We start from the raw sequence: 25,333 nt of genomic DNA on the forward strand, positions 1-25,333 counted from the left end.
CCGGACGATGCCTTTACTATGTAGATTTTAACCAGCCGCTACGCTTCCCCGGTGAGCAAGAGCAAGAGCAAGGGCGGGCAGGGAACCCCCGCGACGGTGGCCCTGGCCCAGGCAAAGGTCGATTTCACCCTGCACCCCTACGAGCACGACGCGAACGCGCAGGCCTACGGCGAGGAGGCGGCCGACGCCCTCGGAGTGCCGTACGGGCAGATCTTCAAAACCCTGGTCGCCGAGGTGGAGAGCGGGCTGGCCGTCGCGGTGGTGCCGGTGGCCGGCAAGCTCGACCTCAAGGCCTTCGCGGCGGCAGTGGGGAGCAAGCGGGCGACGATGGCCGACGCGGCCAAGGTCGAGCGGGTCACCGGCTACGTGGTCGGCGGCATCAGCCCCCTCGGGCAGCGCAGGCGCCTGCCGACCGTGGTCGACGCCTCCGCGCTCGGCTTCGCGACGATCTACTTCTCCGCCGGGCGGCGCGGGCTGCAGATCGAGACCGCCCCCTCGGAGCTGGTCCGGCTCACCCAGGCCGTCACCGCCCCCATCGGAAAACCCGGCTGACCACCTCGCGAGGTCCCACAAGACGGACCCGCTCCCCCCGCCAGGTCCTGTCGAAGGTTGCCGACGCGGCGCGCGGTGACATTCGGTCAGACTCGGTACGACAGGACACACCTGACCAGGGACATCCGGGGGGAAGATGCACTACTTGACCGCCACCGAGATGATCGAGCTGCTGCGTACCAGGCAGGTCGGTGCGGTCGAGCTGCTCGACGCGCACCTGCGGCGGATCGAGGAGGTCAACCCGGAGGTCAACGCGATCGTCACGCTGGTGGCCGAGCGTGCCAGGCGGGAGGCCGAGGAGGCCGACCGGGACCTGGCCCGCGGCCGGTGGCGGGGGCCGCTGCACGGCCTGCCGGTCGCGCACAAGGACCTGGCCGACACCGCGGGAATCCGCACCACGTACGGCTCCCCGATCTTCGCCGACCACGTCCCCGACACCGACGCGCCGATCGTGCGGCGGATGCGCGAAGCCGGGGCGATCACGGTCGGCAAGACCAACACCCCGGAGTTCGGCACCGGCTCGCACACCGTGAACGAGATCTTCGGCGCCACCCGCAACCCCTACGACCTGTCGAGGTCGGCCGGGGGCAGCAGCGGCGGGGCCGCGGCGGCGCTGGCGACCGGCATGGTGGCGCTGGCCGACGGCTCCGACATGGGCGGCTCGCTGCGCAACCCGGCCTCCTTCTGCAACGTGGCGGGGCTGCGGCCCACCCCGGGGCGGGTCCCCTCCCCGTCGCCCGTCGCGGCCTGGTTCACCCTCGGCGTGCCGGGCCCCATGGCCCGTACCGCGGAGGACCTGGCGCTGCTGATGAGCGCGGTGGCGGGGTTCGACGCCGCCTCCCCCCTGTCGATCATCGGGAGCGGCTCCGCCTTCGCCGGGCCGCTGGACCTCGACCTGACCGGGATGCGCGTGGCCTGGAGCCCCGACCTGGGCGGGCTGCCGGTCGACGCGGAGACGGCCGAGGTCACCGCGGACGCCCCGGCCGCCCTCGAGGGGCTGGGCGCGCGGGTGGAGCGGGTGGATCTGGACCTGTCCGCCGCCGAGGACGCCTTCCGGATCTACCGCGCGTGGTACTACGCGCTGTCCTACGGCGACCTGCCGCCGGAGAGCCTGGGGGCGAACGTGCGCTGGAACGTCGAGCGGGGCCGCGAGGTGACCGGCGCCGACCTGGCCCGCGCGGAGCGGCTGCGCAGCGGGCTCTACCAGCGGATGAACTCCTTCTTCGACACCTACGACTTCCTGATCGCGCCGGTCAGCCAGGTGCCGCCGTTCCCGGTGGACGCCCCGTACGTCTCGGAGATCAACGGGGAGGCGCTGCCCGACTACCTGGCGTGGATGCGCTCGGCCTACTGGGTCAGCGTGCTGCACACCCCGGCGGCGTCGGTGCCGTGCGGGTTCACCCCCGGCGGGCTGCCGGTGGGCGTGCAGATCATCGGGCGTCCCTTCGCCGACATGGCGGTGCTGCGGCTGGCCCACGCGTTCGAGCGCGCCACCGGCCACAGCTCGCGCAGGCCGCCCCTCTGACCCCGGCCCCCTCGGACCCCGGATCGGCGCCTACCGGTCGCCGATCCGGCCGCTGATGTCGTACGACGACAGCGGCCCGTAGGGGTCGTTCCCGCCGAACGGACGGCGCAGCGGGGAGTCGCGGTAACCCGCGATGCCCTCCAGGGCGAAGAAGAGACCGGCCGCCAGCGTCGGCCACGCGAACAGCACCCCCTTGGCGGTCAGCGCCAGCGGCCCCGCGATCAGCGGCCTGGACGTCCCCGAGGCGGTGACGCTCACGGCCCCGAGGTTGACCGCCTCCCCGACCACCAGCGCCAGGTACGCGCCGCACAGGCCGCCCGCGGCCAGGCCCATCACCACCGGCAGCGGCCGGCCCCCGCGCGACACGCTGTAACCGACGGCTCCGCAGACGAGCCCGAGCGCGCCGGTGATCACGGCGAACCAGCCGTCGGCGGCGATCAGCGCCTGTGTGGAGGGGTCCGCCAGCAGCGGTCCCCGGCTCGTCGCGACGTACGGGGCGCGCGGCGCCGCCAGCGACCACAGGACCCCGGCGACGACCCCGGCCAGCGCGAGCACCAGCACGGTGATCACAAAGTCACGCATGCCGCGCACCATGGTTCCCTCACCCTCTGTGCAGATGTGCCCGATGTTACATAGCCCTCGGCCCGGCGCCATCCGAGGCTTCGACCGAATCCCGTTACTCTGGCGGGGTGAATGAAGAGGTATGGCTGATCGAACCCTCCGGGCCGCTGCGCGGCGATGTCGAGGTCCGCGGCTCCAAGAACGGCGTCTCCAAGCACATGGTCGCCGCGATGCTGGGCACCGGTGAGAGCACGATCCAGAACGCCCCGGACGTGGGCGAGGTGGGGATCACCGCTCAGATGCTGCGGGCGCTCGGCATCGACGTGGAGATCAGCGCCGGGGAGATCTCCGTCGCCCCGGGCAAGCAGATCAACCCGCACGTCCCCGCGGCGTTCACCGGTCTCAACAGGATCCCGATCCTGATGCTCGGCCCGCTGCTGCACCTGGCGGGCGAGGCGTTCGTGCCGCTGGTGGGCGGCGATCCGATCGGCCGCCGGCCCGTCGACTTCCACGTCGAGGCGCTGCGCGCGATGGGCGCCGAGGTCGAGGTGAGCGACACGGGGGTGTACGCCAAGGCCAAGCGGCTGCGCGGCACCCGGATCGAGCTGCCCTACCCCAGCGTCGGAGCCACCGAGACGATCCTGATGTCGGCGGTGCTGGCCGAGGGCAAGACCGTGCTGAAGGGCGCGGCGATGGAGCCCGAGGTAGTGGAGCTCGCCCTGTTCCTGCAGCGCATGGGCGCCCGCATCGAGCTGAGCCCCGACCGGCGCATCGTGATCGAGGGCGTGGAGCGCCTGCACGGCGCCTCCACCTGGCTCAACGGCGACCGCATCGAGGCGTTCTCCTACCTGGCGGCCGGTCTGATCACCGGCGGGCAGGTGCGGGTGCACGGCTGCCCGCAGGACCGGCTGGTGACCGCGATCACCACCCTGGCCAGGATGGGCGCCGAGGTCGACATCACCGACGACTACCTGTCGGCGTCCGCGCCGCACGGGCTGCGGGCCGCGGCGGTGCAGACCGACACGCACCCGGGGTTCATGACCGACTGGCAGACCCCCCTGATGGTGCTGTTCACGCAGGCCCAGGGCATGTCGGTGCTGCACGAGACGGTGTTCGAGAACCGCCTGGTCTACGTGCCCGCGCTGCAGAAGATGGGCTGCGAGATCGAGGTGTTCGACGTCTGCCTCGGCGGCCCCGCCTGCCGCTACCACGACACCAACGCCAAGCACTCGGCGGTCGTGCGCGGCGTGTCCAGGCTGAGCGGCGCCGACGTGACGCTGCCCGACATCCGGGCCGGGTTCTCGGCCGTGCTGGCCGCCGCCGCGGCCGAGGGCACCTCCACGCTGCGCGGGGTGCACCACATCGAGCGGGGCTACCACCGGCCGTTCGAGCAGTTCGCCTCGCTCGGGCTGAAGATCAGTCGAGAAAAGGTGCAGAACGGGTAAGGATTGGCAATCGGGTGTTTGTGGGTGATCACCTGGTCGCACGTTACTATGCGTGACATCGCGCCCAGAGGTGAGACGTGGTCCCGGCGCGTGCCTGCGCGGGCTGGTGGCCTGCGGGGTGTTCGGCGGGCTGCTGGCCGCCCTGGCCGCGCTGCCACTGGTCGGCACGGCCGGGCTCACCGTCAACAACGTCGCGAGGACCCTCACCGACCTGCCCCCGAGCCCCCGGGAGAACCCGCTCCCCCAGCGCACCGTGCTGCTGGACAGGAACGGCAAGCGGTTCGCCCAGTTCTACACGGAGAACCGGACGGTGGTGACGCTCTCCCAGGTCGCCCCCGTCATGCGTGACGCGATCGTGGCGATCGAGGACTCGCGTTTCTACGAGCACGCGGGCCTGGACATCAAGGGCACCCTGCGCGCCCTGGTCACCAACACCAAGGCGGGCGAGGTGCGGCAGGGCGGGTCCTCGCTCACCCAGCAGCTCGTGAAGAACATCCTGGTCGAGAACTCCGAGAGCGACACCGAGCGGGCCCAGGCCCGCGCGCCCAGCATCCAGCGCAAGATCAACGAGCTGCGGTACGCGCTGGCGATGGAGCGCAAGTACAGCAAGGCCGAGATCCTGGAGCGCTATCTCAACATCGCCTACTTCGGCGCGGGCGCCTTCGGGGTGGAGGCCGCCGCCCAGCGGTTCTTCTCGGTCCCGGCCGCCCGGCTGACCCTGCCCCAGGCGGCGACGCTGGCCGGCGCGGTCCGCACGCCGTACGCCACCGACCCGTCGCTGGACGTCAAGCGCAGGGAGCGGCTGCGCGAGCGCAGGGACATCGTCCTGGACCGGATGGCCCAGCTGTCGTACGTCACCCCGGCGCGGGCCGAGGCCGCCAAGAGGCGCCCGCTGGCCATCCGCCTCAAGCCCGAACCCGGCGGCTGCCAGGGAAGCGTCTACCCCTACTTCTGCCTCTACGTGCACCGGGAGCTGCTGACCAACAGGGCCTTCGGCCACACCCGCGCGGAGCGGGAACGCCGCCTGGCCAGGGGCGGCATCGTGCTGCGCACCACCCTGGCGCCGAAGGCGCAGCGGGCGGCGGAACGCGCCATCGCCGCGCGGGTCGGCAGGAAGGACACCGAGGTCGCGGCCGAGGCCATGATCCAGCCGGGCACCGGGCGGATCCGGGCCATGGCGGCGAGCAAGAGGTACGGCAGCAACAACGGCAACGGCAACACCGGCCCCGACACAACCTACAACCTGGTCGCCGACATGGCGCACGGCGGCGGCCAGGGCTTCCAGGCGGGCTCGACGTTCAAGGTGTTCACCCTGGCGACCGCGCTGGCCCAGGGCTGGCGGTTCGACCAGGGCTTCATGACGCCCGGCAGTTTCGTACCCGACAGCGGTTTCACCGACTGCCGGGGCCGCAAGGTCAACGACCCTCGCGCGGAGATCTTCAACGCGAGCGGCGAGGGCAAGGGCGGCCCGCAGAGCCTGTCCACCGGCACCTGGAAGTCGGTGAACATCTTCTACATGATGCTGGAGCAGCGGGTGGGCCTGTGCCCGGTCGTCACGACCGCCAGGGCGATGGGCATCGCCCGCGCCGACGGCACCCCCCTGCGGGAGGTGCCGACCTTCACCCTCGGCGTGAACGAGATGGACCCGGTGACCGTGGCGGCCGCGTTCGCCGCGTTCGGGGCGCGGGGCCGCTACTGCCGCCCGATGGCCATCGTCGAGATCGTCGAGCGGGACGGCAGGCGCTTCAAGATCCCGCCCAGCTGCGCGCGGGCGATCGAGCGCGACGTGGCCGACGCGGTCAACCACCTCCTGGCCGGGGTGTTCACCAAGGGCACCATGACCGGCCAGAGCATCGGTCGCCCGGCCGCGGGCAAGACGGGCACCAACAACGGCTACACGTCGGCCTGGTTCGCCGGCTACACCCCGGACCTGGCCGCGGCGGTCAGCGTGGGCGACATCCGGGGCTCCTACCGCTACCCGCTGACCGACGTCGAGATCGGCGACGAGTACTTCGGCGCGGTCCAGGGGGCCTCCCTGCCGGGACCGATCTGGGTCTCGTCGATGTCGGCGGCTCTCGACGGTACGCGCGAGACCCGCTTCCACCACCCCGACATGGGCCGGTTCGGCGGCGGGTTCACCCCCGGCATGGAGGAGGCCCTGGCCAGGGAACGCGAGGAGGACGGCGAGGACGGCAGGCGTCGCGGCGCCCGGGGGGAGCGCGAGGACCGCGGCGCCCGGGGGGAGCGCGGACGCCGCTTCCGCGAGGAGCGCACGTACCGGGAGGAGCGCCGGTATCGGGGGGAGCGCCGATACCGCGACAACGGCGCGCACCGCCGGTACCGCGGCCGCCCGCGCTGACCGCCGGCCGCCCCCCGTCCCATCGCCGGGACGGGGGGCGGCCGGCGAACCGGCGCCCGGGTGGCGGTGAGCACCTGATGGACCGGCCGGCGCGTCAGCGCTTGACCAGCACCTGCCGGGTCGGGAGGAGCACCGGAGGCCGGGCGCTCTTCGCCGCCGCCGCGGACGGGCCGCACAGCGCCCGGACGAAGTGGTCGCCCATCGCGTAGTCGATCGCGTGCGGCTGCGGGTAACCGTTCGCGTCGAGCTGCTGGTACTTCATGAGGTTGAACCCCAGGGAGAGCTGGCGCCGGCCGTCCTCGCCGGACATGGAGATCGTGCCCATGCCGAACACTCCCCCGTCGTGGCCCCAGAACCGGCCGCAGGGCAGGTCCTGGGCGTAGATGCCGAGACCGTAGTTCATCACGACGTTGCCCTGGGCGTCGGTGACCGGCACCGTCGTCCGCATCTGGGCAAGCTGCGCGGGGGCGAGCAGCCCGCCGCCCAGCAGTTCCCGGTAGAAGCGGTTGAGGTCCTCCATGGTCGCGACGACGGCGCCCGCCGTGCCCGCCCACGACATGTCGTAGACGCTGTAGTCGCGCGGCGGGTCGATGTAGCCGTACAGCGCCTCGTACGCCTTGGAGTGCGGCCCGGGGATGATCGGTGTACGCGGGAAGGACGTGTCGCGCAGCCCGGCCGCGCGAATCACGTGGCGGGTGATGTACGCCTCCGCCCCGGTGCCGGTCACCTTCTCCAGGAGCAGACCGGCGATCACGTAGTTGGTGTTGGAGTACGACCACAGCTGCCCCGGCTCGCCCGTGCGCGGCGCCTCCAGCCCGAACCTCACCAGCTCCAGCGGGCTGATCCTGCGGAACCGGTGGTCGTCGAGACTCTGCGGGGATCCCTGAACGAGGGAGGGGAAGGCCCCCGCGACGTAGTCGCCGATGCCGCTGGTGTGGTTGAGCAGCATCCGGACCGTGATCTTCTGGCCGAGCTCGTCCGGCAGCAGGCCGGGGAGATAGCGGGCGACGGGCGCGTCCAGCTCGACGCGGCCCCGCCCGACCTGCTGGAGGATCGCCACGGCCGTGAAGGTCTTGGTGACGCTGCCCACCCGGTGGACCATCCGGGGGTGGACGGGCCGCCGGGTCCGCACGTCGGCGACGCCCGCCGCCCCCAGCCATCGCGCGCCGCCGTCCCGGACGGCGGAGTAGGTGCCGTACATGCCGGCCTCGTGGATCGCGTCGAGGCTCCGCCGGAGCGCCTCGCGGTCGAGCCCGGCCTCCTGACCGGCCGGCACCGCGGGCCCGGGGACGGGTCCGGCGGACGCGGGAGGCGCGGCGGCCCAGGTCACGAGTATCGCGCTCAACCCGAGGCCGGCGATCGTCCGTCCGCGGTGGGGAGACCGCGCGAGAGTCATCGGCTGTCAGCTCCTCAGATCCGGAATATACGACAAGACGATCATCGCAATTCCGGCCCGCTTCTCCCTCCTCACCGCGGACGACCTGTCTCTGGTCCGCCAGGACGAAGGCCGGGAGCGCGCTCCGATGCAAAATGTCATGACGGGCGAGCCGGGCCGCCCTGCTCCCGCGCCAGGACTGAGCAGCGGCGAGCGATCGCCACCCGCTTCGGCAGGCTCGCCGGCGCCCTGATGCTCCGGCTCCGCCACCTCGAACTGTCCGGCACGCTCTAGCGGACGAGCGGGATGCGGAGCACGAAGCAGGCGCCGCCCTCGGTCACGTCCTCGACGTGCAGGCTGCCCCGGTGGGCCTGGGCGATGTCGCGGGCGATGGCCAGGCCCAGGCCGGTGCCTCCGCAGCCGCGGCTGCGGGCGGTGTCCAGGCGGACGAATCGCTGGAACACGCGTTCGCGGTCGGCCGGGGCGATTCCCTTTCCGTCGTCGGCCACCGCCAGCTCCGCGTGGCCGCCTGCGCGGCGCAGGTCGACCTTCAGCCTGCGGGTGGCGTGACGCCGGGCGTTGTCCAGCAGGTTGGCGAGCAAACGGGAGAGCTGCCAGGGCGCGGCTTCCACGGTCACCGCCGGCTCGACGTTGAGCCGTACGTCATGACCGTCGGTCCACCGGGCCGCCGCCGTCTCGACCAGGGCGGTCAGGTCCACTTCTTCCCGCGTTCTGTCGAGGTCGGACTCGATCGTGGACAGCAGGAGCAGGTCGTCGACGATGCTCTCCAACCGGTCAAGGTCGTTCGTCACGTGGTCCAGCAGGTCGGGCAGGCAGACGTCGTCCGGGTGCAGCTGCGCCGCCTCGACTTGCACGCGCAGCGCGGCGAGCGGCGTACGCAGCTCGTGCGAGGCGTCGGCGGCGAATTGACGTTGCCGGTCCAGTACCTGCTCGGCGTGCGTTCGGGCCTCCCTGACCTGCTCGTTCAGCGTCCGCAGTTTCGTGGAGCGTGCGCAGAGCCGCGCCTCCGCCGCCTCCGCCGCCTCCGCCGCCTCCTCACCCGAGCACGGGCCGAGCACAGGCGAACCTGCACGCGGGGGTTGTTGGCCGAGCCCGGTCGCCTCCTGCGTGCGGTGGACGAACAGCATCACCGCTCCGCCCGGGCCGAGGACGGAAGAGTCGATCATGTTCCCGTACCGGTTCCGGGGCGCGCCGCCGGAGGGCACCGCGGCGTGCTTCTGCGGTGTCACCGCCTCGGCGGCCGCACGAACCTGGCCCAGCGACGCTTCGAGGTGCCGCAGCGCGCACCGGTGACCGGGATCGGTGCGGTCCTGGGGGAACGGGTCGGACACATGCCGGCCCAGCACGTCCTCCCGCCGGCGTCCGCAGAGGTCAAGATAGGTCTGGTTGACGGCCAAGATGATCATATCCAGTGTCATGACCAGGCAGGGGCCGGAAACGGCCGTGAACAGGGCGGCGACGTTGATGTCGTGTGCCATCAGAGTCCTCTTCCGACGCTCGGTGAGCTCATGGATCCAGCGGTGTGCCCACCGGGGCAACCGAACCCGCCAGGGGTAGTCGCAGCACGAAGCACGCGCCGCCGTTCTCGGCCTCCCGGACGTGCAGGCTGCCGATGTGGGCCTGGGCGATGTCGCGGGCGATGGCCAGACCCAGTCCGGTGCCGGTGTGGTCGAGCCGGCGCGCGGCCTGCAGACGGGTGAAGCGCTGGAAGATGCGTTCTCGTTCGGATTCCGCGACTCCTTCGCCGTCGTCGGTGACCGTCAGCTCGGCGCTGTCGCCGTCGCGGCTCACCCGGACCTCGATCATTTGCTGGGCGTGCCGCTGGGCGTTGTCCAGCAGGTTGGTGAGCACTCGGCTGATCCGGATCGGGATGGCCACAACGGTCACCCCGGTTTCCAGCCGGTGCCGGACCGCGATGCAGTCGGCCCTGCGGCCGATCTCGTCATGGACGAGTTCGGCGAGATCGAGCCGTTGCGGCTCGTTGGGCGGGCCGGCCTCCATCTCGGCGAGGATGCGCATATCGGTGATGATCGCGTTCAGCCGCTCGACGTTCCTCAGCGCGTTGGCGAGCAGGTCGCACAGGTCGGTCTCGTCGGGATGCAGGCGGGCCTCCTCCAACTCCGTGCGCAGCCCCGCGACCGTCGTGCGCAGCTCGTGCGAGGCGTCGGACGCGAAACGCTGTTTTTTCTGTAGTTCGCGCTGTAGCTCGCGCACCATGTCCGAGGGGATCCGGATCGTCTGCGCAATCTGGCCTTCACCAGCCTGGCGGGGAGCCCCACGGTCGAAACGGGGTCCTGAGTGTGCTGTCAAGACACAGACTTCCTTTCAAGCGATTTTGCGGGGGATATGCGATTTTGTGGGAGATACCAGCCGATAGCCGTCGCGGGGCAGATGCGGCACACCGTTGGCGGCGATGTCCGGTGGGGCGGCCACCGCCCGGGGCCCTGCACGGCGGGCTTCGTCACGGCATGGACCCGATCACGCCGGTCCCGCGGACCACAGATGTTCGTGACGAACCTCTGTCGCCGGACACGCGCCGCCGCCCGTCATAAGTCATGACAGGGCAGGTCATCGTCCTGTGACAGGTACGCGAACAATCGTGGTGGCGGGTGGCGCCGTCAGACGGTGATCGGTCCCGGCCGGTCCCTGACGCTCGTCGTCCACACCGTGCCCTCGGGCGGCGGGAGCCGCGGCACACTGCGCCCGCCGCCCGCCACCGGTGAGCAACGCCTTCGGCAGGGGCCGGCCCGGCCACACCCCGGCGTGGGCGGCGTGGGCGGCGTGGGCGGCGTGGGCGGCGTGGGCGGCGTGGGCGGCGTGGGCGGCGTGGGCGGCGTGGGCGGCGTGGGCGGCGTGGGCGGCGTGGGCGGCGTGGGCACTGAAAACTTTCCGCAGGATCTGTCACAGGCCGCAGGGCCGTCCTGTCCTAGCTGGAGACCGAGGGCGAGCGAGCGCCCCGGCGGACGGAAAGGTTCACCATGAAGATCGTGGTAGTCGGCGGGACCGGTCTCATCGGGTCGAAGCTCGTGACGAAGCTGAGGGAGCACGGTCACGAGGCGGTGGCGGCGGCGCCGAACACCGGAGTCAACACCCTCACCGGTGAAGGGCTGGCCGAGGTGCTGAAGGGCGCGCAGGTGGTGATCGACGTGTCGAACTCCCCCTCCTTCGAGGAAACCGCCGTGATGGATTTCTTCACCACCTCCACCCGCAACCTGCTCGCCGCGGAGGCGGAGGCCGGCGTCGGCCACCACGTCGCGCTGTCGGTGGTGGGTACGGAACGGCCGCCCGGCAACGCCTACTTCCGAGCGAAGATCGCTCAGGAGAAGCTGATCGCGGAGTCGTCGATCCCGTTCTCGCTCGTGCACGCGACCCAGTTCTTCGAGTTCGTCCGGCGCATCGCCGACGAGGCCACGGACGGCGACCGGGTGCGGATGGCGCCCGTGCTCTTCCAGCCCATGGCGGGCGATGACGTCGCCCAGGCGGTCGGCCGGGTCGCGGTGGGATCGCCGCTGAACGGCAGGATGGAGGTCGGCGGGCCCGAGCGGTTCCGGATGGACGACTTCTTCCGGGAGGCCTTGGCCGCCTGGGGCGACCCGCGCGAGGTGGTCACCGACCCGCAGGCGCACTACTTCGGCAGCGTGCCGAGCGAGCGCACGCTGGTGCCCGATGACGGCGCCTCCCTGGGGCGGATCCGCTACCGCGACTGGCTCGACCGGAGCGCCACCGGAAAGTAGGCCGACGAAAGGCGGCTCCATGCCCAGGTTGAGATCAACCGCCTGACAGGCGGCGCTCACCATGCCGCGGGGGGCGGAACCGCGCCGTCCGGCGCCTGCCCGCCCCCCGCGCGAGGACGCGGGCCCGCCGGCTCTCAGGCCCCGAGGCAGGCGGGGCCGAGGAGCTGCTTCAGGTCGCCCATCAGGGCCGGGGACGGCGACACCCGCAGGCGGTCGTCGAGGCGCACGATCGTGGTCTTCGGACCGTTGTGGACCTGAAGGTGCACCTCGGTGGTGCCGGGGTGCGCGGTCAGCACCTCCTTGAGGCGGCCGACCACCGGCGGGGTGCAGCGGGCCAGGGCGAGGCTGACGGCCAGCGGGCCACCGGCCTCGCGGGTCAGGTCGGGGGCCGTCACCTCCATCGCGATGATCTTCCCGACGTCCTCGCGCTTGTCCAGGCGCCCCTTGACGAACACGATCGCGTCCTCGGCGAGCACCGTCGCGCAGAGCTGGTACGCGGACGGGAAGATCATCACCTCGATCGCGCCCTCCAGGTCCTCCAGCTGGGTCAGGACCCAGGTGTCGCCCTTCTTGGTGACCTTGCGCTGCAGGCCGCTCAGGATGCCGCCGACGGTGACGACCTGGCCGTCGGTACGGTGCTCGTCCTGCAGCGAGGCGATCGAGCAGTCGGCGCCGGAGGCGAGGATGTGCTCCACACCGAAGAGCGGGTGGTCGGAGACGTACAGGCCGAGCATCTCCCGCTCGAACTGCAGCAGGGTGTTCTTGTCCCACTCGCCCAGCGGGATCTGCACGTCGAAGGTCTCGTCCTCGGCGCCCTCGACGGCGCCGAACAGGGAGTCCTGTCCCTGGGCCTCGTTCTTCTTGATCCCGATGATGCTGTCGACGGCCTGCTCGTGGATCATCACCAGGCCCTTGCGCACGTGCCCGAAGGAGTCGAACGCACCGGCCTTGACCAGCGACTCGATGACCCGCTTGTTGCAGACCACCATGGGAACCTTGCGCAGGAAGTCCTTGAAGTCGGCGAAGCGGGTCTTCTCCTTGCGCGCGGCGATGATCCCGTCGACCACATTGCCACCGACGTTGCGGATCGCCGACAGGCCGAACCGGACGTCGGTGCCGCGCGGGGTGAAGTCGAAGTCGGAGTCGTTGACGTCCGGCGGGAGCACCTTGATGCCCATGCGGCGGCACTCGTTGAGGTAGAGGGCCGACTTGTCCTTGTCGTCCTTGACCGAGGTCAGCAGGGCGGCCATGTACTCGGCCGGGTAGTTGGCCTTGAGATAGCCGGTCCAGTAGCAGACCAGGCCGTAGGCGGCGGTGTGCGCCTTGTTGAAGGCGTAGTCGGAGAAGGGCAGCAGGATGTCCCACAGGGCCTTGATCGCGGCGGCCGAGTAGCCGTTGTCCTTCATGCCCTGCTCGAAGAACTCGTACTGCTTGTCCAGCTCCGACTTCTTCTTCTTGCCCATCGCGCGGCGCAGCAGGTCGGCCTTGCCGAGCGAGAACCCGGCGACCTTCTGCGCGATGGCCATGACCTGCTCCTGGTAGACGATCAGGCCGTAGGTCGTGTCGAGGATCTCCTTGAGCGGTTCCTCCAGCTCGGGGTGGATCGGGGTGATCTCCTGCTGGCCGTTCTTGCGCATCGCGTAGTTGGTGTGGGAGTTGGCGCCCATCGGACCCGGCCGGTACAGCGCGAGCGCCGCCGAGATGTCCTCGAAGTTGTCGGGACGCATCAGCCGCAGCAGCGAGCGCATGCCGCCGCCGTCGACCTGGAACACGCCGAGCGTGTCACCCCTGGCCAGCAGCTCGTAGGTCTTGACGTCGTCCAGGGGCAGGTCGAGCAGATCGATCTTGGTGCCGGTGTTGACCTCGATGGCCTTCAGGCAGTCGTCGATGATCGTGAGGTTGCGCAGGCCCAGGAAGTCCATCTTCAGCAGGCCGAGCGTCTCGCAGGTCGGATAGTCGAACTGCGTGATGATCACACCGTCGGAGTCGCGGCGCATGATCGGGATGTAGTCGGTCAGCACCTCCGAGGACATGATCACGCCGGCGGCGTGCACGCCGGTCTGCCGGATCAGGCCCTCCAGGCCCCTGCCGAGGTCGATGGCCGACTTGACGTCGACGTCCTCCTCGTACAGCCTGCGCAGCTCGCCCGCCTCGTTGTAGCGCGGGTGGTCCTTGTCGAAGATGCCCGACAGCGGGATGTCCTTGCCCATCACCGCGGGCGGGAACGCCTTGGAGACCTTGTCGCCCAGCGCGTACGGGTGCCCGAGGACGCGGGCCGCGTCCTTGATGGCCGCCTTCGCCTTGATGGTGCCGAAGGTGGCGATCATGGCGACCTTGTCGGCGCCGTACTTCTCGGTCACGTAGCGGATCACGTCGCCGCGCCGGCGCTCGTCGAAGTCGATGTCGACGTCGGGCATGGAGACGCGGTCGGGGTTGAGGAACCGCTCGAAGATCAGGCCGTGCGGCAGCGGGTCGAGGTCGGTGATGCCCAGCGCGTACGCGGCCAGCGAGCCCGCCGCCGAACCACGGCCAGGTCCGACCCGGATGCCGTTGTTCTTGGCCCACATGATGAAGTCGGCGACCACGAGGAAGTAGGAGGGGAACCCCATCTGCAGGATGACGTTCATCTCGAACTCGATCTGGGCGCGGTGCTCCTCGTCGACGCCCTCGGGGAAGCGCCGCTCCATGCCCCGCCAGATCTCCTTGCGGAACCAGCTCTCCTCGGTCTCCCCCTCGGGGATCGGGAAGGTGGGCATCAGGTTCTTGAAGCCGAACATGCCGGTCGGGTCGACCTTCTCGGCGACCAGCAGCGTGTTGCGGCAGCCCTCCGCCCACAGGTCGGAGGAGTCGACGGCGCGCATCTCGTCGGCGTTCTTGATGTAGTAACCGCTGCCGTCGAAGCGGAAGCGGTCGGGGTCGGACAGCTGCTTGCCGGTCTGGATGCACAGGAGCGCGTCGTGGGAGGTCGCGTCCGACTCGTAGGTGTAGTGGGAGTCGTTGGTGACCAGCGGCGGGATGTCCAGCTCACGCGAGATGCGGGTCAGGCCGTCGCGGACCCGGCGCTCGATGTCGAGCCCGTGATCCATGATCTCCAGGTAGTAGTTGTCCTTGCCGAACAGGTCCTGGAACCTGGCCGCCGCGGCGACCGCCTCGTCGTACTGGCCCAGGCGCAGGCGGGTCTGCACCTCGCCCGACGGGCAGCCGGTGGTGGCCATCAGGCCCTCGGAGTGCTCGGCGAGGATCTCGGCGTCCATCCGGGCCCACTTGCGGACGAAGCCCTCGGTGTAGGCGCGCGAGGAGAGCTTCATCAGGTTGCCCAGGCCCGTGGCGTTCTTCGCCCAGATGGTCATGTGGGTGTAGTAGCCACCCGCCGAGACGTCGTCGCGCTTCTGGTGCGGCTCGCCCCACAGCACCGGCTTCTTCTGGTGCCGGGAGGCGGGGGCGACGTAGGCCTCGATGCCGATGATCGGCTTGATCCCGGCACCGGTCGCCTGCTTGTAGAAGTCGTAGGCGCCGTGCATGTTGCCGTGGTCGGTGATCGCGATGGCCGGCATGCCCAGGTCACCGACCTGTTTGAACATCTGCTTCAAACGGGCGGCTCCATCCAGCATGGAGTATTCCGTGTGAACGTGCAGATGCACAAACGAGTCTGACATGCGGCCCCGTCCTCCCCTAGTCGCACCGTCGGCGGGGAAAGCGTATCCAAATCTGAGTTTCGAAAGTGACTCATGCGCTCCGGGTCGCCTCTCCCCCGGCGGGGCCCGGGACGCTCCCGGCGCGAGGCCTACCCTTGATTCATAGTACGGATAACGATATATATCGTATATGGTACTACGCGAGCAGAGCTACCTGATCCTGCTGGCCCTGTCCGAGGGCCCGCTGCACGGGTACGGCGTGATCAAGACGGTGCGCGAGCTGTCCGAGGACCGCGTGCGGCTCGGCGCGGGCACCCTCTACGGCGCCCTGGATCGCCTGGCGGGAGAGGGCCTGGTCGCCGTGGTCAAGGAGGAGGTCGTCGACGGCCGCCACCGGCGCTACTACGGCCTCAAGGGCCAGGGCCGCACGGTCCTGGCCGAGGAGACCTCCCGGCTGACCCGCCTCGCCGCCACCGCCCGGCGCCGGCTCGACCTCCGGCCGGGCACCTTGTGATCCGGGGGCTCCGTGACCCGGGCGCTTCCGGCGGCTCACCGGCCCGGGACCTTCCGAACGAGGACCTTCCACAGGAAGACCTTCCAAACGAGGACGAGATGAACGGGGACGAGATGAACGGCGACCTCTCGAACAGCGACCTCCCGAACGAGGGCGAGACGAACGCCTACGAACGCCGCTGCCGACGGCTGATACGCGCCTACCCTCCGCGCTACCGGAAGACCCGGGGGGAGGAGATCGTCGCCACCCTGCTGGAACTCGCGGAGCCCGGCCGGAACGCGCCCTCCCTCCGCGACACCCTCGACGTCGTGCGCGGCGGTCTGCTCCAACGCCTGCGCGAGCGTCCCCCGGAGTGGCGACTGGCGCTCTACCGCCTGTTCCGCGTGCGACTGCCCGCCCGACACCTCGGCTGAGTCCGCGACGATCTCGCCGGCCGCCTCCTCGTCGAGCGCGAGTTCCTGTGGACGATCCTCGTGGTCGGCGCCCCCCCTGCTGCTGCTCGAGCTCACCGGCCTGTCCGAAACGTTCCTGGGCCCCCGGCTCCACAACGGCCTGTGGTATTTCTACATGGGCTTCTTCCTACCGGTCAGCTACCTGGCGGCCAGGTTCCGGCGGGAGATCCTCCGCCATCGGATGCTCGCCAAGCACGGCCTGCTCCCCGATGGCTCACCTGGCCCCGACGGCTCGTCCGGCCCTGTCCGCTCCTGAGCCGACCGCTCCCGAGCCTTCCGGCCCCGAACCATCCGGTCTGACCGATCCGAACCGTCCGGCCCCCGGCCGCCCGCCGCTTCACGGCCGCGAGCGGCCATTCGGCATGTCCCGGCTCGGGCCGGTATCCCCGGTGTCGCGCATTCGGGCCGCGCCGACCACCACTGCCGGTCCCGCGCCAACCGTGAGCGCGCCACGCCGTACCGCCGCGTGTTTCATGTGTACCGTGCACTGTGCGGTGGACGACATGGGGACGACACGAGGCTCCCCGTGTTCGCCCGGCGCGTCTCACGAGCCGGCGATCGCGCGGAAAGGGACTTCGGAAATGAGAGAAGGGCAGGGACCTCGCGTCTCCGCCTCGCGCCGGCTCCGGCCGGTCGCCGGTTCGACACTGTCACGACCGGCTCCCCGGCGCCGGCCTGGTTACCGCGAAGTGACAGGTCAGGCACCCGACCCCAGGCCATCTTCCCGACATCCGCCACGTACTGGACATCAAATCTCAGGATGTGGACTTTTCTACGGCGTGTGAGTCGATCACTTTACCGGGCTATGAGAGTATTCGGGGGTTCAGAAGGAGGTAAGCCGGTTGATGGCCGAAGCACAGCCCGAGGGGCGCCGTGTCGCCTCCCGCTACCAGCTGCTCGAAGCCATCGGCCGGGGTGGCATGGGCATCGTGTGGCGGGCCCATGACGAGCTCCTCGACCGTGAGGTCGCGATCAAGGAGGTCCGTTACGCCGACATGCTCGGCGAGGACAACCAGGAGGACTTCAACCGGCGCACCAAGCGCGAGGCGCGTGCCGCCGGGCGCCTGACGCACCCGAACGTGGTGGTCGTCCACGACGTCGTCGAGGAGGACGGGCGTCCCTGGATCGTCATGCAGCTGGTGGAGTCGCGCTCCCTCGGCAAGGTGCTGCGCCAGGACGGGCCGCTGCCGCCGCAGCGGGTCGCGGAGATCGGCCTCAAGCTGCTGGAGGCGCTGCGCGCCGCCCACGCCCAGGGAGTGCTGCACCGCGACGTCAAGCCGGAGAACGTCCTGCTGGCCGACGACGGCCGGGTGGTGCTGACCGACTTCGGCATCGCGACCCTCGAGGCCGAGACCGCGCTGACCATGACCGGCATCGCGGGCACCCCCGCGTTCATCCCGCCGGAACGCATCAAGGGCGGCAGCGCGCAGCGCGAGTCCGACCTGTGGTCGCTCGGCGCGACCCTGTACGCCGCCGTCGAGGGCAAGCCGCCGCACGACCGGGGCGGGGCGCTGCCGACCATGCACGCCATCCTGAACGACGAGCCCGAACCCCCGCTCCGCGCCGGGCCGCTGGCCCCGGTCCTCGAAGGGCTGCTCCGCAAGGACCCGGCGCTGCGCATGCCCTACAAGGAGGCCGAGCGGCTGCTGCGCAGGGTGGCCGAGGGCGAGGGCAACCGGGACCGGCCCGCCAGGACCGCCGTCATGCCGGCCGTGAACCCGGCGGACGAGACCGACCCCGGGATCGGCTTCCAGCCCGGCGCCGTCCCCGAGACGGGCGCGAAGCTGGACGCCGCGCGCCCGGGTGCGAAGAAGGACGCCTCTCCCCCGCCCGCGCGCCGCGAGGAGCAGCGGAAGGCCGCCGCGAAGGCGCCCGCCGCGGACGCACGGCAGGAGTCCGCCCCCGCGGCGGCCGCTTCCGGGGAGAAGGCCGAGCCGGCACCGGCGAAGGACGCACCCAGCGCGAAGGGCGGCCGGGCTTCCGAAGCCGCGGCCGAAGCCGGCTCCCCCGTCCCGGATGCCGGAGCGGGTTCACCGGGTTCCAAGGCGGGGGCGGGCTCGAAGGCCGGCCGCCCCGCCGGCAAGGGCACACCCGTGTCCCCGGCGGCCCCCGCCGAGGCCGCACCGCCGATCCTGTCCAGGTTCGCCCCCAAGCCGAGACCCGCCACCACTCCGAAGCCCGGGCCCACCCCGGAGCCCGAACCCGGTCCCAAGCCCGGGGCTGCGGCCGCGTCCCCGGCGTCCCCGGCGTCCCCGGCGTCCCCGGCGTCCCCGGCGTCCCCCGTCCTGCCCAGGTTCGCCCCCAAGCCGAGACCCGCCGCCGACCCGAAGCCCGAACCCGTCGCCGGCGTCGTACCGGCCCGCGAGGCGAAGCCGGGCACGGCGTCCTCCGCGCCCTCCGGCGCGGCTCCCGGCGCCACGGCCGGGAAGAAGCCCGCACCCCGGGCGAGCCGCGAGGACGCCCCGCCGGCCGGGGAGCCGGAAGCCGCGCGCCAGAGGCCCGCCGCGCGCCCCAACCCCTTCCCGCCCGTGGGGCGCGAGCCCGCGCCGAGGCCGGAGCCCGCCGCGGCGCCCGCCTCCAGGGCCGAGCCCGCTCCGTGGGAGGAGCCCTCGCCCGCCTACGCCGGGAACCACGACACGCTCGCCTCGCGAGAGTCGGGCGGCTCCCCGGTGAGGCGGGGGCTGCTGGTGCTGCTGCCCGCGCTGCTCGTCGTCGGCGGGATCGCCGGCTGGCTCGGCCTGCGCAGCGGCGACGGCGACGAGACCCCGCAGGCCAGGCCGGGTGACCCGGGCGCGTCCAGCGCGTCGAACGCCCCGAGCGGCACCGCCGAGACGACCCCGGAGGGCTCGCCGGACCCGGAGACGTCGCCGCCGTCCTCCTCGGCGTCCCCGTCGGAGTCCCCCTCGTCCAGCCCGAGCCCCACCAAGACGGAGGAGAAGTCCCCCCTCCCCTCCGGCTGGAAGATGCACAAGGACAGCAACGGCTTCTCGATCGGCCTGCCCAAGGGGTGGGCCGTGGAGAAACGGCCCGGCCAGCAGGTGTGGTTCCGCGGTCCCGACCGGACGAGCTTCGTCTTCGTCGAGTACGTCGACAAGGCGGGCCCCGACCCGAAGAAGGACTGGGAGAACCAGGAGGGGGCCGTCCGGGGCAAGTTCCCCGGCTACCAGCGGGTCCGGATCGCGAACGTCAAGTACATGGAGAAGGCCGCCGACTGGGAGTTCACCTGGAACACCAGCTCGGGCAAGGCCCGCGTGATCAACCGGGGATTCGTCACCAAGGGCGGCCGGGGGTATGCGATTTACTGGCATACCCTGGCCAAGAACGCGAAGAAGAACATGCACCTCTTCGAGGGGTTCACCGCGACCTTCTCCTCGAAGAAGTGAGCGGGAGCCCTACCGCCCGCGGTCAGTGAGCTTGGGAGGGCGGGATGGCGGAGAGAAAGGTGGCGGGCCGCTACCGGCTGCTCGAACACATCGGCGAGGGCGGCATGGGCATCGTCTGGCGCGCCCACGATGAGCTCCTCGACCGGGTGGTGGCCGTCAAGGAGGTCCGTTACCGGGGGGTCGACGAGGCCGCGCGCACCGACCTGAACCGGCGCACCATCCGCGAGGCCAGGACCGCCGGGCGCCTCGACCACCCCTCCGTGGTCATCGTGCACGACGTGGTCGAGGAGGACGGGCGTCCCTGGATCGTCATGCAGCTGGTCCGGTCCCGGTCGCTGGGTGAGATCGTCCGCTCGGGCGGGCCGCTCCCGCCCGAGCGGGTCGCCTCGGTGGGGCTGCACGTGCTGGGCGCGCTGCGGGCCGCGCACGCCGCGGGGGTGCTGCACCGCGACGTCAAGCCGGAGAACGTGCTGCTGGCCGACGACGGCCGGGTGGTGCTGACCGACTTCGGCATCGCCTCCATGACGCAGGAGACCGGCATCACCCGTACGGGCGCGATGGTCGGCACCCCGGCGTTCCTGCCGCCCGAGCGGCTGCACGGGCTGCCCGCCACCCCCGAGTCGGACCTGTGGTCGCTCGGCGCGACGCTGTACGCGGCGCTGGAGGGCCGCCCTCCGTTCGAGCGGGCCACGGCCGCCGCCACCATGATGGCCGTCCTGCACGGCGAGCCCAGTCCCATGGCCCATTCCGGGCCGCTGCCGACGGCGATCCTCGGCCTGATGGCCAGGGACCCCGCCGCCCGGATGGTCCCCGACCAGGTCGAGGCACTGCTCGGCCGCGCCTCCTCCCCCTCCACCGGGCCGGTCTCCGGGCGAACGGCGCATCCCGGGCAGCGGGCGTACGCCTCCCCCGCCTCTCCCGGGTTCCACACCAACCCGCCGCGCGCCGACCCGTCCCCGCGTCAGGACCCGGCGCGCGGCGCGTGGCAGCCGGGGTACGGGGACTCCCCGAGCGGTCCGGGGCGACCGCCGCACCCGGCCGCGCCCACGTACCCGGGGCGGTCGCCGTACGCGGCCGGGCACACGCAGCCCGAGGGGTCCCACCCCCCGGCCCCGCGCACGTGGCCCGAGCAGTCCCCGTACACGCCTCCCGAGCCGTACGCGCGCCACGAGCAGCCCCCGTACACGCCTCCCGAGCCGTACGCGCGCCACGAGCAGCCTCCGTACCACGACCAGTCCCCGTACACGCGTCCCGGGCAGCAGGCCTACGGTCACGAGCCCTCGCCTCCCGGTTCCCGGCCGGGGCGGGAGCAGCCCACGGACGCGGGGGCCGAGCCCGTGCGGCGGGCGAGGGCGGGGCGGCTGGCGCTCCTGGCCGGGGTGCCCGCGCTCGCGGTGACGATCGGGGTCGGCGGGTGGCTGTTCCTCCAGGAGATGGACGCCACGGTGGACACCGGTGACGGCCAGGCCGAGGTCACGCCCCCGACCACCGACCCCACCCCCACCTCGCCCACCTCGCCGCCGGAGACGACCCCCACTCCGGAGCCGGCCCCGACGCTGACGCCGCGTCCGGCCAGGACCCTCCCCGCGGGCTGGCGGCTGCACCGCGACCCGATGGGCTTCTCCGTCGCGGTGCCCGGCAACTGGCGGGTCAAGCGGTTCGCCGGCCGCGACAGGGTGGAGTTCCGCGCCCCCGGCGCGAGCGCTTTCCTGTGGATCGAGTCGACCGACGACCCGGAGAAGAACCCGGTCAGGCACTGGCAGAAGGTGGAGAAGGCCGGGACGGCCGACAACGTCTGGCCCGGTTACCGGCGGATCGGCATCACCCCGCTGGTGTACCGGGGGGTGCCGGCCGCCGACTGGGAGTTCACCTACCTCAAGAACGGGGTCCGCACCCGCGTCCTGGACCGGGGCTTCCGTACCCTCGCCGACAAGCCGTACGCGATCTACTGGGAGAGCCCGGCGTCCAGGTGGGACCGATCGTTCTTCGACACGTTCACCAGGACCTTCCGGCCGTGAGCGGCCTGGAGAGGGCGCGTTTCTGGCGCACCCCGGCCCTGCCGGGGGTGGACCTCCTCAAGGCCAGATACGTGACCCACCGCTTCCCGCCGCACGCGCACGAGGGCTACGCGATCGCGATGGTCCTGTCCGGGGTGGAGGAGTTCGCCTACCGGGGCACCCTGCACCGCGCGGGCCCCGGCAGCCTCAGCACGCTCAACCCCGAGGAGGCGCACGACGGCTACGCGGGCGTTCCCGGCGGGTGGTCCTACCGGGTGCTGTACCCCTCGGTCGAGTTCGTCTCCGGGATCGCCGCCGAGCTGATGGCCGGGCACGGCACGCCCTGCTTCCCCGAGACCGTCACCTACCACCGGCCCACCGTCGCGCTGCTGCGGGCCGCGCACGACGCCGCGGAGGGAGGCGACGACCTCGCCTCCTCGACGCTGGCCCGCACGGCCTTCGCCGCCCTGCTCAGCCGGCACGCCGCCCGCCGCCCCGCGGACACGCCGTACCACCGGGACGGCGACCCTGCGGTACGGCGTGCCCGGGAGATCCTGCACGAGCGGCTCGTCGACCCGCCCACGATCGAGGACCTGGCGCGGGCGGTGGACGCGAGGCCCTTCACCCTGATCCGGGCCTTCAAGGCGGCCACCGGGCTTCCCCCGCACGCCTACCTGAACACGCTGCGGATCATCCGGGCCCGGCGGCTGCTCCAGGCCGGCACACCTCCCGCGCAGGTCGCCGGGGATGTGGGGTTCACCGACCAGGCCCACCTGAGCAGGCACTTCACCCGGACGGTGGGCGTGCCGCCGGCCGCGTACCAGCGCGCAGGAACGTACAAGACCGGGGCTTGAAACCGGATTTAAGCTCACCTGCCATGGAAACAACCACTCGTTCCTCCGCGATCAGGGACGGACTGGGCGTGGGGATCGCCGTCGGCCTGGCGGGGGTGGCCTTCGGCGCCGCGGCCGTCACCGCGGGGCTCAGCGTGACGCAGGCGTGCGTGCTGAGCCTGTTCGCCTTCACCGGCGCCTCGCAGTTCGCCCTGGTCGGCGTCGTCGCGGGCGGCGGCAACCTGGTCGCGGGCACGGCCGGCGCGATGCTGCTGGGCGCCCGCAACAGCCTGTACGGCCTCCGCATGGCCGGGGTGCTCGACATCCGGGGCTGGCGCCGGCCGCTGGCGGCCCAGGGGGTGATCGACGAGACGACGGCGGTCACCCTGGCCCAGCCGGACGAGGAGTCGGCCAGGACGGCGTTCCTGGTCACCTTCGTCAGCCTCTATCTGACCTGGAACGTCACCACCCTGGTCGGCGCGCTGGGCACCTCCTGGGTGGCCGACCCCGCGGTGTTCGGCCTGGACGCGGTCGGTCCCGCGACGTTCCTCGCCATCCTGTGGCCCCGGCTCACCGGGAGCGGCGCCGAGGCCCGCGCGCTGCGCCTGATCGCGGGCTGCGGCGCGGCGGTCGCGCTGGCCGCGACCCCGTTCACCCCGCCGGGCGTGCCCGTGCTGCTCGCGTCCGTGGCCGTGCTCGCGGTGATCCTGAGGAGACCCAAGTGACCATCTGGTGGGCCGTCGTCGCCACCTGCGCCGCCTGTTACGCGCTGAAGCTCGCCGGGCTGTCGGCCCCGCGCCGGGTCCTCGACCACCCCGGGGTGCAGCGCTTCGCGACACTGGTCCCGGTGGCCCTGCTGGCGGCGCTGATCGCGGTGCAGACCTTCGGCGACGGGCAGGCGCTGCACCTCGACTGGCCGCGCACCGCGGGGATGGGCGCCGCCGTCGTGGCCCTGCTGCTGCGCGCCCCGTTCCTGGTCGTCCTCGCGGCGGCGGCCGTCGTCACCGCCGCGCTGCGCCACCTGCTGAACTGAGCTCGTCACCGCCGCATCACGCCGCCCGCCGCGCCGAGGTCGTCACCTCGCGCCGCGTCCTGGGCGGTGCCGGGGCCGCCCGTGCCAAGCGGGAACCGTACGCGGAAGGTGGCGCCGGCTCCGGGGCGCGAGGTCACCGTGGCGTCACCGCCGTGCGCGGCGGCGACCGCGGCGACGATGGACAGCCCGAGGCCCGCACCCCCCTGGCGGGCGCCGTCACGGGGAGGACCGGCCCGGTGGAAACGCTCGAAGACCAGGGCGCCCTGCTCCTCGGTGAGACCGGGTCCCTCGTCGGCCACCTCGACCACGGCGTGCTCGCCGTCCACCCGGATCCTGACGACCGCCGGGGTCCCCTCGGGGGTGTGGCTGAGCACGTTGGCCAGCAGGTTGCCGACGATCTGGCGGATCCTGGCGGCGTCGCCGGGCACCTCGACGGGTCCCTCGCACTCCAGCGAGAGCGGCCTGAGCGGCTCGATGGCGAGGGTGTCGGCCACCGCGTCGGCGGCGAGCGAGGTCAGCTCCACCGGGGAGCGCTCCAGGGGACGGCCCTGGTCGAGGCGGGCCAGCAGCAGCATCTCGTCGACCAGGGAGCCCATCCGGGTGGCCTCGGCCTCGATCCTGCGCATGGCCTTGGCCAGGTCCTCCGGCCGGGTGGCCGCGCCGCGCCTGAACAGCTCGGCGTAGCCGCGGATGGAGGCGATCGGGGTGCGCAGCTCGTGGGAGGCGTCGGCGACGAAGCGGCGCAGCCGGTCCTCCGACGCCTCCCGCTCGCGGAACGCCTCCTCGATCTGGGCGAGCATCTGGTTGAGCGCGTGGCCCAGGCGGCCCACCTCCCCGGTGGCCGGCGCCGCCTCGATGCGGCGCTCCAGGTTGCCGTCGCCGATGGCCGCCGCGGTCTCGACGATGCGGTCCAGCGGGCGCAGTCCCCGGCGGATCAGGTGGGTGGCGAGCAGGGTCAGGCAGGCGAGCGCGAACACCGAGGAGCCGATCATCACCAGGGCGACGCGTTCGGTCAGCTCGTCGGAGGCGGCCACCAGCGCCTCGGGGGTGGTCAGGGCGAGCAGCCGCGCGCTGCCGTGGCCGCGCCAGTCCTGCAGCGCGCCGAACGTCGCCCCCGCCGCCGTCCCGAGAGCCAGGGCGACCAGGCCCACGACGGTCAGCACGAGGCGGGTCCGCAGCGACATCAGTCCTCCCTGGGCAGGCGCACGACGTATCCCACCCTGGGCACGGTGTGGATGAGCGGCGGGTGTGACGCGTCGACCTTGCGGCGCAGGTAGCTGATGTAGGTCTGCACCACCCCGTCGTTGCCGCCGAAGTCGTACTCCCACACGTGGTCCAGGATCTGCCGTTTGGAGACGACCTTGCCCGCGTTGGCCACCAGGAAGCGCAGCAGCTTGAACTCCGTCGGGGTGAGGTCGACGCGCCGGCCGTCGCGCCACACCTCGTGGGCGTCCTCCTCGATGACCAGGTCGGCGAAGGTCACCCTGCCGCCCTCGGCACCGGCCCGCTGGGTCCGGCGCAGCACGGCGCGGATCCTGGCGATCAGCTCCTCCAGGCTGAACGGCTTGGTGACGTAGTCGTCACCCCCCACGGTCAGCCCGCCGATCTTGTCCTCGGTGGCGTCGAGCGCGGTCAGGAAGACCACCGGCACCTCCGAACCCGTCATCCTGATCCGGTGGCAGACCTCCGTGCCGAGCACGTCGGGCAACATCACGTCCAGGACGATCAGGTCGGGATCGAAGGTCTCGGCCAGCGACACCGCCGCGGCGCCGGTTCCGGCGATCGCCGTCTCGAATCCCTCGTAGCGAAGGGCGGTTGCGACCAGATCGGCGAGATATGGCTCGTCATCTACGACCAGTATGCGGCTCACCCGACAAGTCTCACCCAGAAGATCTTGGAAAGACCATAGAAAAC

20 protein-coding genes are annotated in these 25,333 nt (G+C 71.8%); 13 read left to right on the forward strand and 7 right to left on the reverse strand.

Features of this window, described 5'->3' with window-relative positions:
• The first annotated feature begins 51 nt into the window (after nucleotides 1-51).
• Nucleotides 52-552, forward strand: a complete 501-nt coding sequence (gene ybaK / locus ACVCAG_RS02000; protein WP_447189381.1) for a Cys-tRNA(Pro) deacylase — start codon at nucleotides 52-54, stop codon at nucleotides 550-552.
• Nucleotides 553-688: 136 nt separating this feature from the next.
• Nucleotides 689-2,077: an amidase gene (locus ACVCAG_RS02005; protein ID WP_440082014.1), complete on the forward strand. Its 1,389-nt coding sequence runs from the start codon at nucleotides 689-691 to the stop codon at nucleotides 2,075-2,077.
• A 30-nt stretch (nucleotides 2,078-2,107) separates the two neighbouring features.
• On the opposite strand, the gene ACVCAG_RS02010 is transcribed toward ACVCAG_RS02005, so the two are convergent.
• Entirely contained in the window at nucleotides 2,108-2,659 is a 552-nt protein-coding gene (locus ACVCAG_RS02010; RefSeq protein WP_440082013.1) for a hypothetical protein, read from the reverse strand.
• A 107-nt stretch (nucleotides 2,660-2,766) separates the two neighbouring features.
• Between ACVCAG_RS02010 and murA the strand changes: the two genes are divergently transcribed.
• Nucleotides 2,767-4,083, forward strand: coding sequence for a UDP-N-acetylglucosamine 1-carboxyvinyltransferase (murA, locus tag ACVCAG_RS02015; RefSeq protein WP_440082012.1), 1,317 nt, complete (start codon nucleotides 2,767-2,769; stop codon nucleotides 4,081-4,083).
• Nucleotides 4,084-4,135: 52 nt separating this feature from the next.
• Nucleotides 4,136-6,442: a transglycosylase domain-containing protein gene (locus tag ACVCAG_RS02020; protein WP_440082011.1), complete on the forward strand. Its 2,307-nt coding sequence runs from the start codon at nucleotides 4,136-4,138 to the stop codon at nucleotides 6,440-6,442.
• Between the two features lie 94 nt (nucleotides 6,443-6,536).
• Here ACVCAG_RS02020 and ACVCAG_RS02025 read toward each other — a convergent pair whose 3' ends face one another.
• The 3 genes from ACVCAG_RS02025 to ACVCAG_RS02035 all read right to left on the reverse strand — a co-directional run bounded on the left by ACVCAG_RS02025 (nucleotide 6,537) and on the right by ACVCAG_RS02035 (nucleotide 10,055).
• Entirely contained in the window at nucleotides 6,537-7,838 is a 1,302-nt protein-coding gene (locus ACVCAG_RS02025) for a serine hydrolase domain-containing protein (RefSeq protein ID WP_447189382.1), read from the reverse strand.
• Between the two features lie 269 nt (nucleotides 7,839-8,107).
• A complete protein-coding gene (locus tag ACVCAG_RS02030) occupies nucleotides 8,108-9,316 on the reverse strand; it encodes an ATP-binding protein (RefSeq protein WP_447189383.1) in 1,209 nt (402 codons plus the stop codon).
• 28 nt (nucleotides 9,317-9,344) lie between these two features.
• Entirely contained in the window at nucleotides 9,345-10,055 is a 711-nt protein-coding gene (locus ACVCAG_RS02035; RefSeq protein ID WP_440082008.1) for an ATP-binding protein, read from the reverse strand.
• A 761-nt stretch (nucleotides 10,056-10,816) separates the two neighbouring features.
• Here ACVCAG_RS02035 and ACVCAG_RS02040 point away from each other — a divergent pair.
• Entirely contained in the window at nucleotides 10,817-11,572 is a 756-nt protein-coding gene (locus ACVCAG_RS02040) for an SDR family oxidoreductase (RefSeq protein ID WP_447189384.1), read from the forward strand.
• A gap of 134 nt (nucleotides 11,573-11,706) precedes the next feature.
• Here ACVCAG_RS02040 and dnaE read toward each other — a convergent pair whose 3' ends face one another.
• Nucleotides 11,707-15,228 carry a DNA polymerase III subunit alpha gene (dnaE, locus tag ACVCAG_RS02045; protein ID WP_440065035.1) on the reverse strand — a complete coding sequence of 1,174 codons (3,522 nt, stop codon included), beginning with the start codon at nucleotides 15,226-15,228 and terminating at the stop codon, nucleotides 11,707-11,709.
• 169 nt (nucleotides 15,229-15,397) lie between these two features.
• On the opposite strand from dnaE, the gene ACVCAG_RS02050 reads away from it, so the two are divergent.
• The 8 genes from ACVCAG_RS02050 (at nucleotide 15,398) to ACVCAG_RS02085 (ending at nucleotide 23,419) form a co-directional block, all read left to right on the forward strand.
• Entirely contained in the window at nucleotides 15,398-15,721 is a 324-nt protein-coding gene (locus ACVCAG_RS02050; RefSeq protein ID WP_447189385.1) for a PadR family transcriptional regulator, read from the forward strand.
• Nucleotides 15,722-15,819: 98 nt separating this feature from the next.
• Nucleotides 15,820-16,134, forward strand: a complete 315-nt coding sequence (locus ACVCAG_RS02055; protein ID WP_447189386.1) for a hypothetical protein — start codon at nucleotides 15,820-15,822, stop codon at nucleotides 16,132-16,134.
• A 154-nt stretch (nucleotides 16,135-16,288) separates the two neighbouring features.
• The gene (locus ACVCAG_RS02060; RefSeq protein ID WP_447189387.1) at nucleotides 16,289-16,429 is read left to right on the forward strand and encodes a hypothetical protein; all 141 of its coding nucleotides are present in this window, start codon (nucleotides 16,289-16,291) and stop codon (nucleotides 16,427-16,429) included.
• 589 nt (nucleotides 16,430-17,018) lie between these two features.
• Entirely contained in the window at nucleotides 17,019-19,556 is a 2,538-nt protein-coding gene (locus ACVCAG_RS02065) for a protein kinase domain-containing protein (RefSeq protein WP_447189388.1), read from the forward strand.
• Between the two features lie 44 nt (nucleotides 19,557-19,600).
• Nucleotides 19,601-21,574 carry a protein kinase domain-containing protein gene (locus ACVCAG_RS02070; protein WP_447189389.1) on the forward strand — a complete coding sequence of 658 codons (1,974 nt, stop codon included), beginning with the start codon at nucleotides 19,601-19,603 and terminating at the stop codon, nucleotides 21,572-21,574.
• Nucleotides 21,571-22,407 (forward strand): AraC family ligand binding domain-containing protein, encoded by an 837-nt coding sequence (locus ACVCAG_RS02075; RefSeq protein ID WP_440082002.1) that lies wholly within the window; start codon nucleotides 21,571-21,573, stop codon nucleotides 22,405-22,407. Before ACVCAG_RS02070 ends, ACVCAG_RS02075 begins: the two co-directional genes overlap by 4 nt.
• A gap of 23 nt (nucleotides 22,408-22,430) precedes the next feature.
• On the forward strand, nucleotides 22,431-23,111 hold the full coding sequence (locus ACVCAG_RS02080) for an AzlC family ABC transporter permease (RefSeq protein ID WP_447189390.1): 681 nt from the start codon (nucleotides 22,431-22,433) through the stop codon (nucleotides 23,109-23,111).
• Complete coding sequence (locus ACVCAG_RS02085) at nucleotides 23,108-23,419, forward strand: AzlD domain-containing protein (RefSeq protein ID WP_440065043.1); 312 nt, start codon at nucleotides 23,108-23,110, stop codon at nucleotides 23,417-23,419. The genes ACVCAG_RS02080 and ACVCAG_RS02085 overlap by 4 nt, the downstream gene beginning before the upstream one ends.
• 5 nt (nucleotides 23,420-23,424) lie before the next feature.
• Here the strand turns inward: ACVCAG_RS02085 and ACVCAG_RS02090 are convergent, their stop codons facing one another.
• On the reverse strand, nucleotides 23,425-24,603 hold the full coding sequence (locus tag ACVCAG_RS02090; RefSeq protein WP_447189391.1) for a sensor histidine kinase: 1,179 nt from the start codon (nucleotides 24,601-24,603) through the stop codon (nucleotides 23,425-23,427).
• Nucleotides 24,603-25,289: a response regulator gene (locus ACVCAG_RS02095; protein WP_440081998.1), complete on the reverse strand. Its 687-nt coding sequence runs from the start codon at nucleotides 25,287-25,289 to the stop codon at nucleotides 24,603-24,605. Before ACVCAG_RS02095 ends, ACVCAG_RS02090 begins: the two co-directional genes overlap by 1 nt.
• Between the last annotated feature and the right edge of the window lie 44 nt (nucleotides 25,290-25,333).

The organism is Streptosporangium sp. G12 (assembly GCF_052983175.1).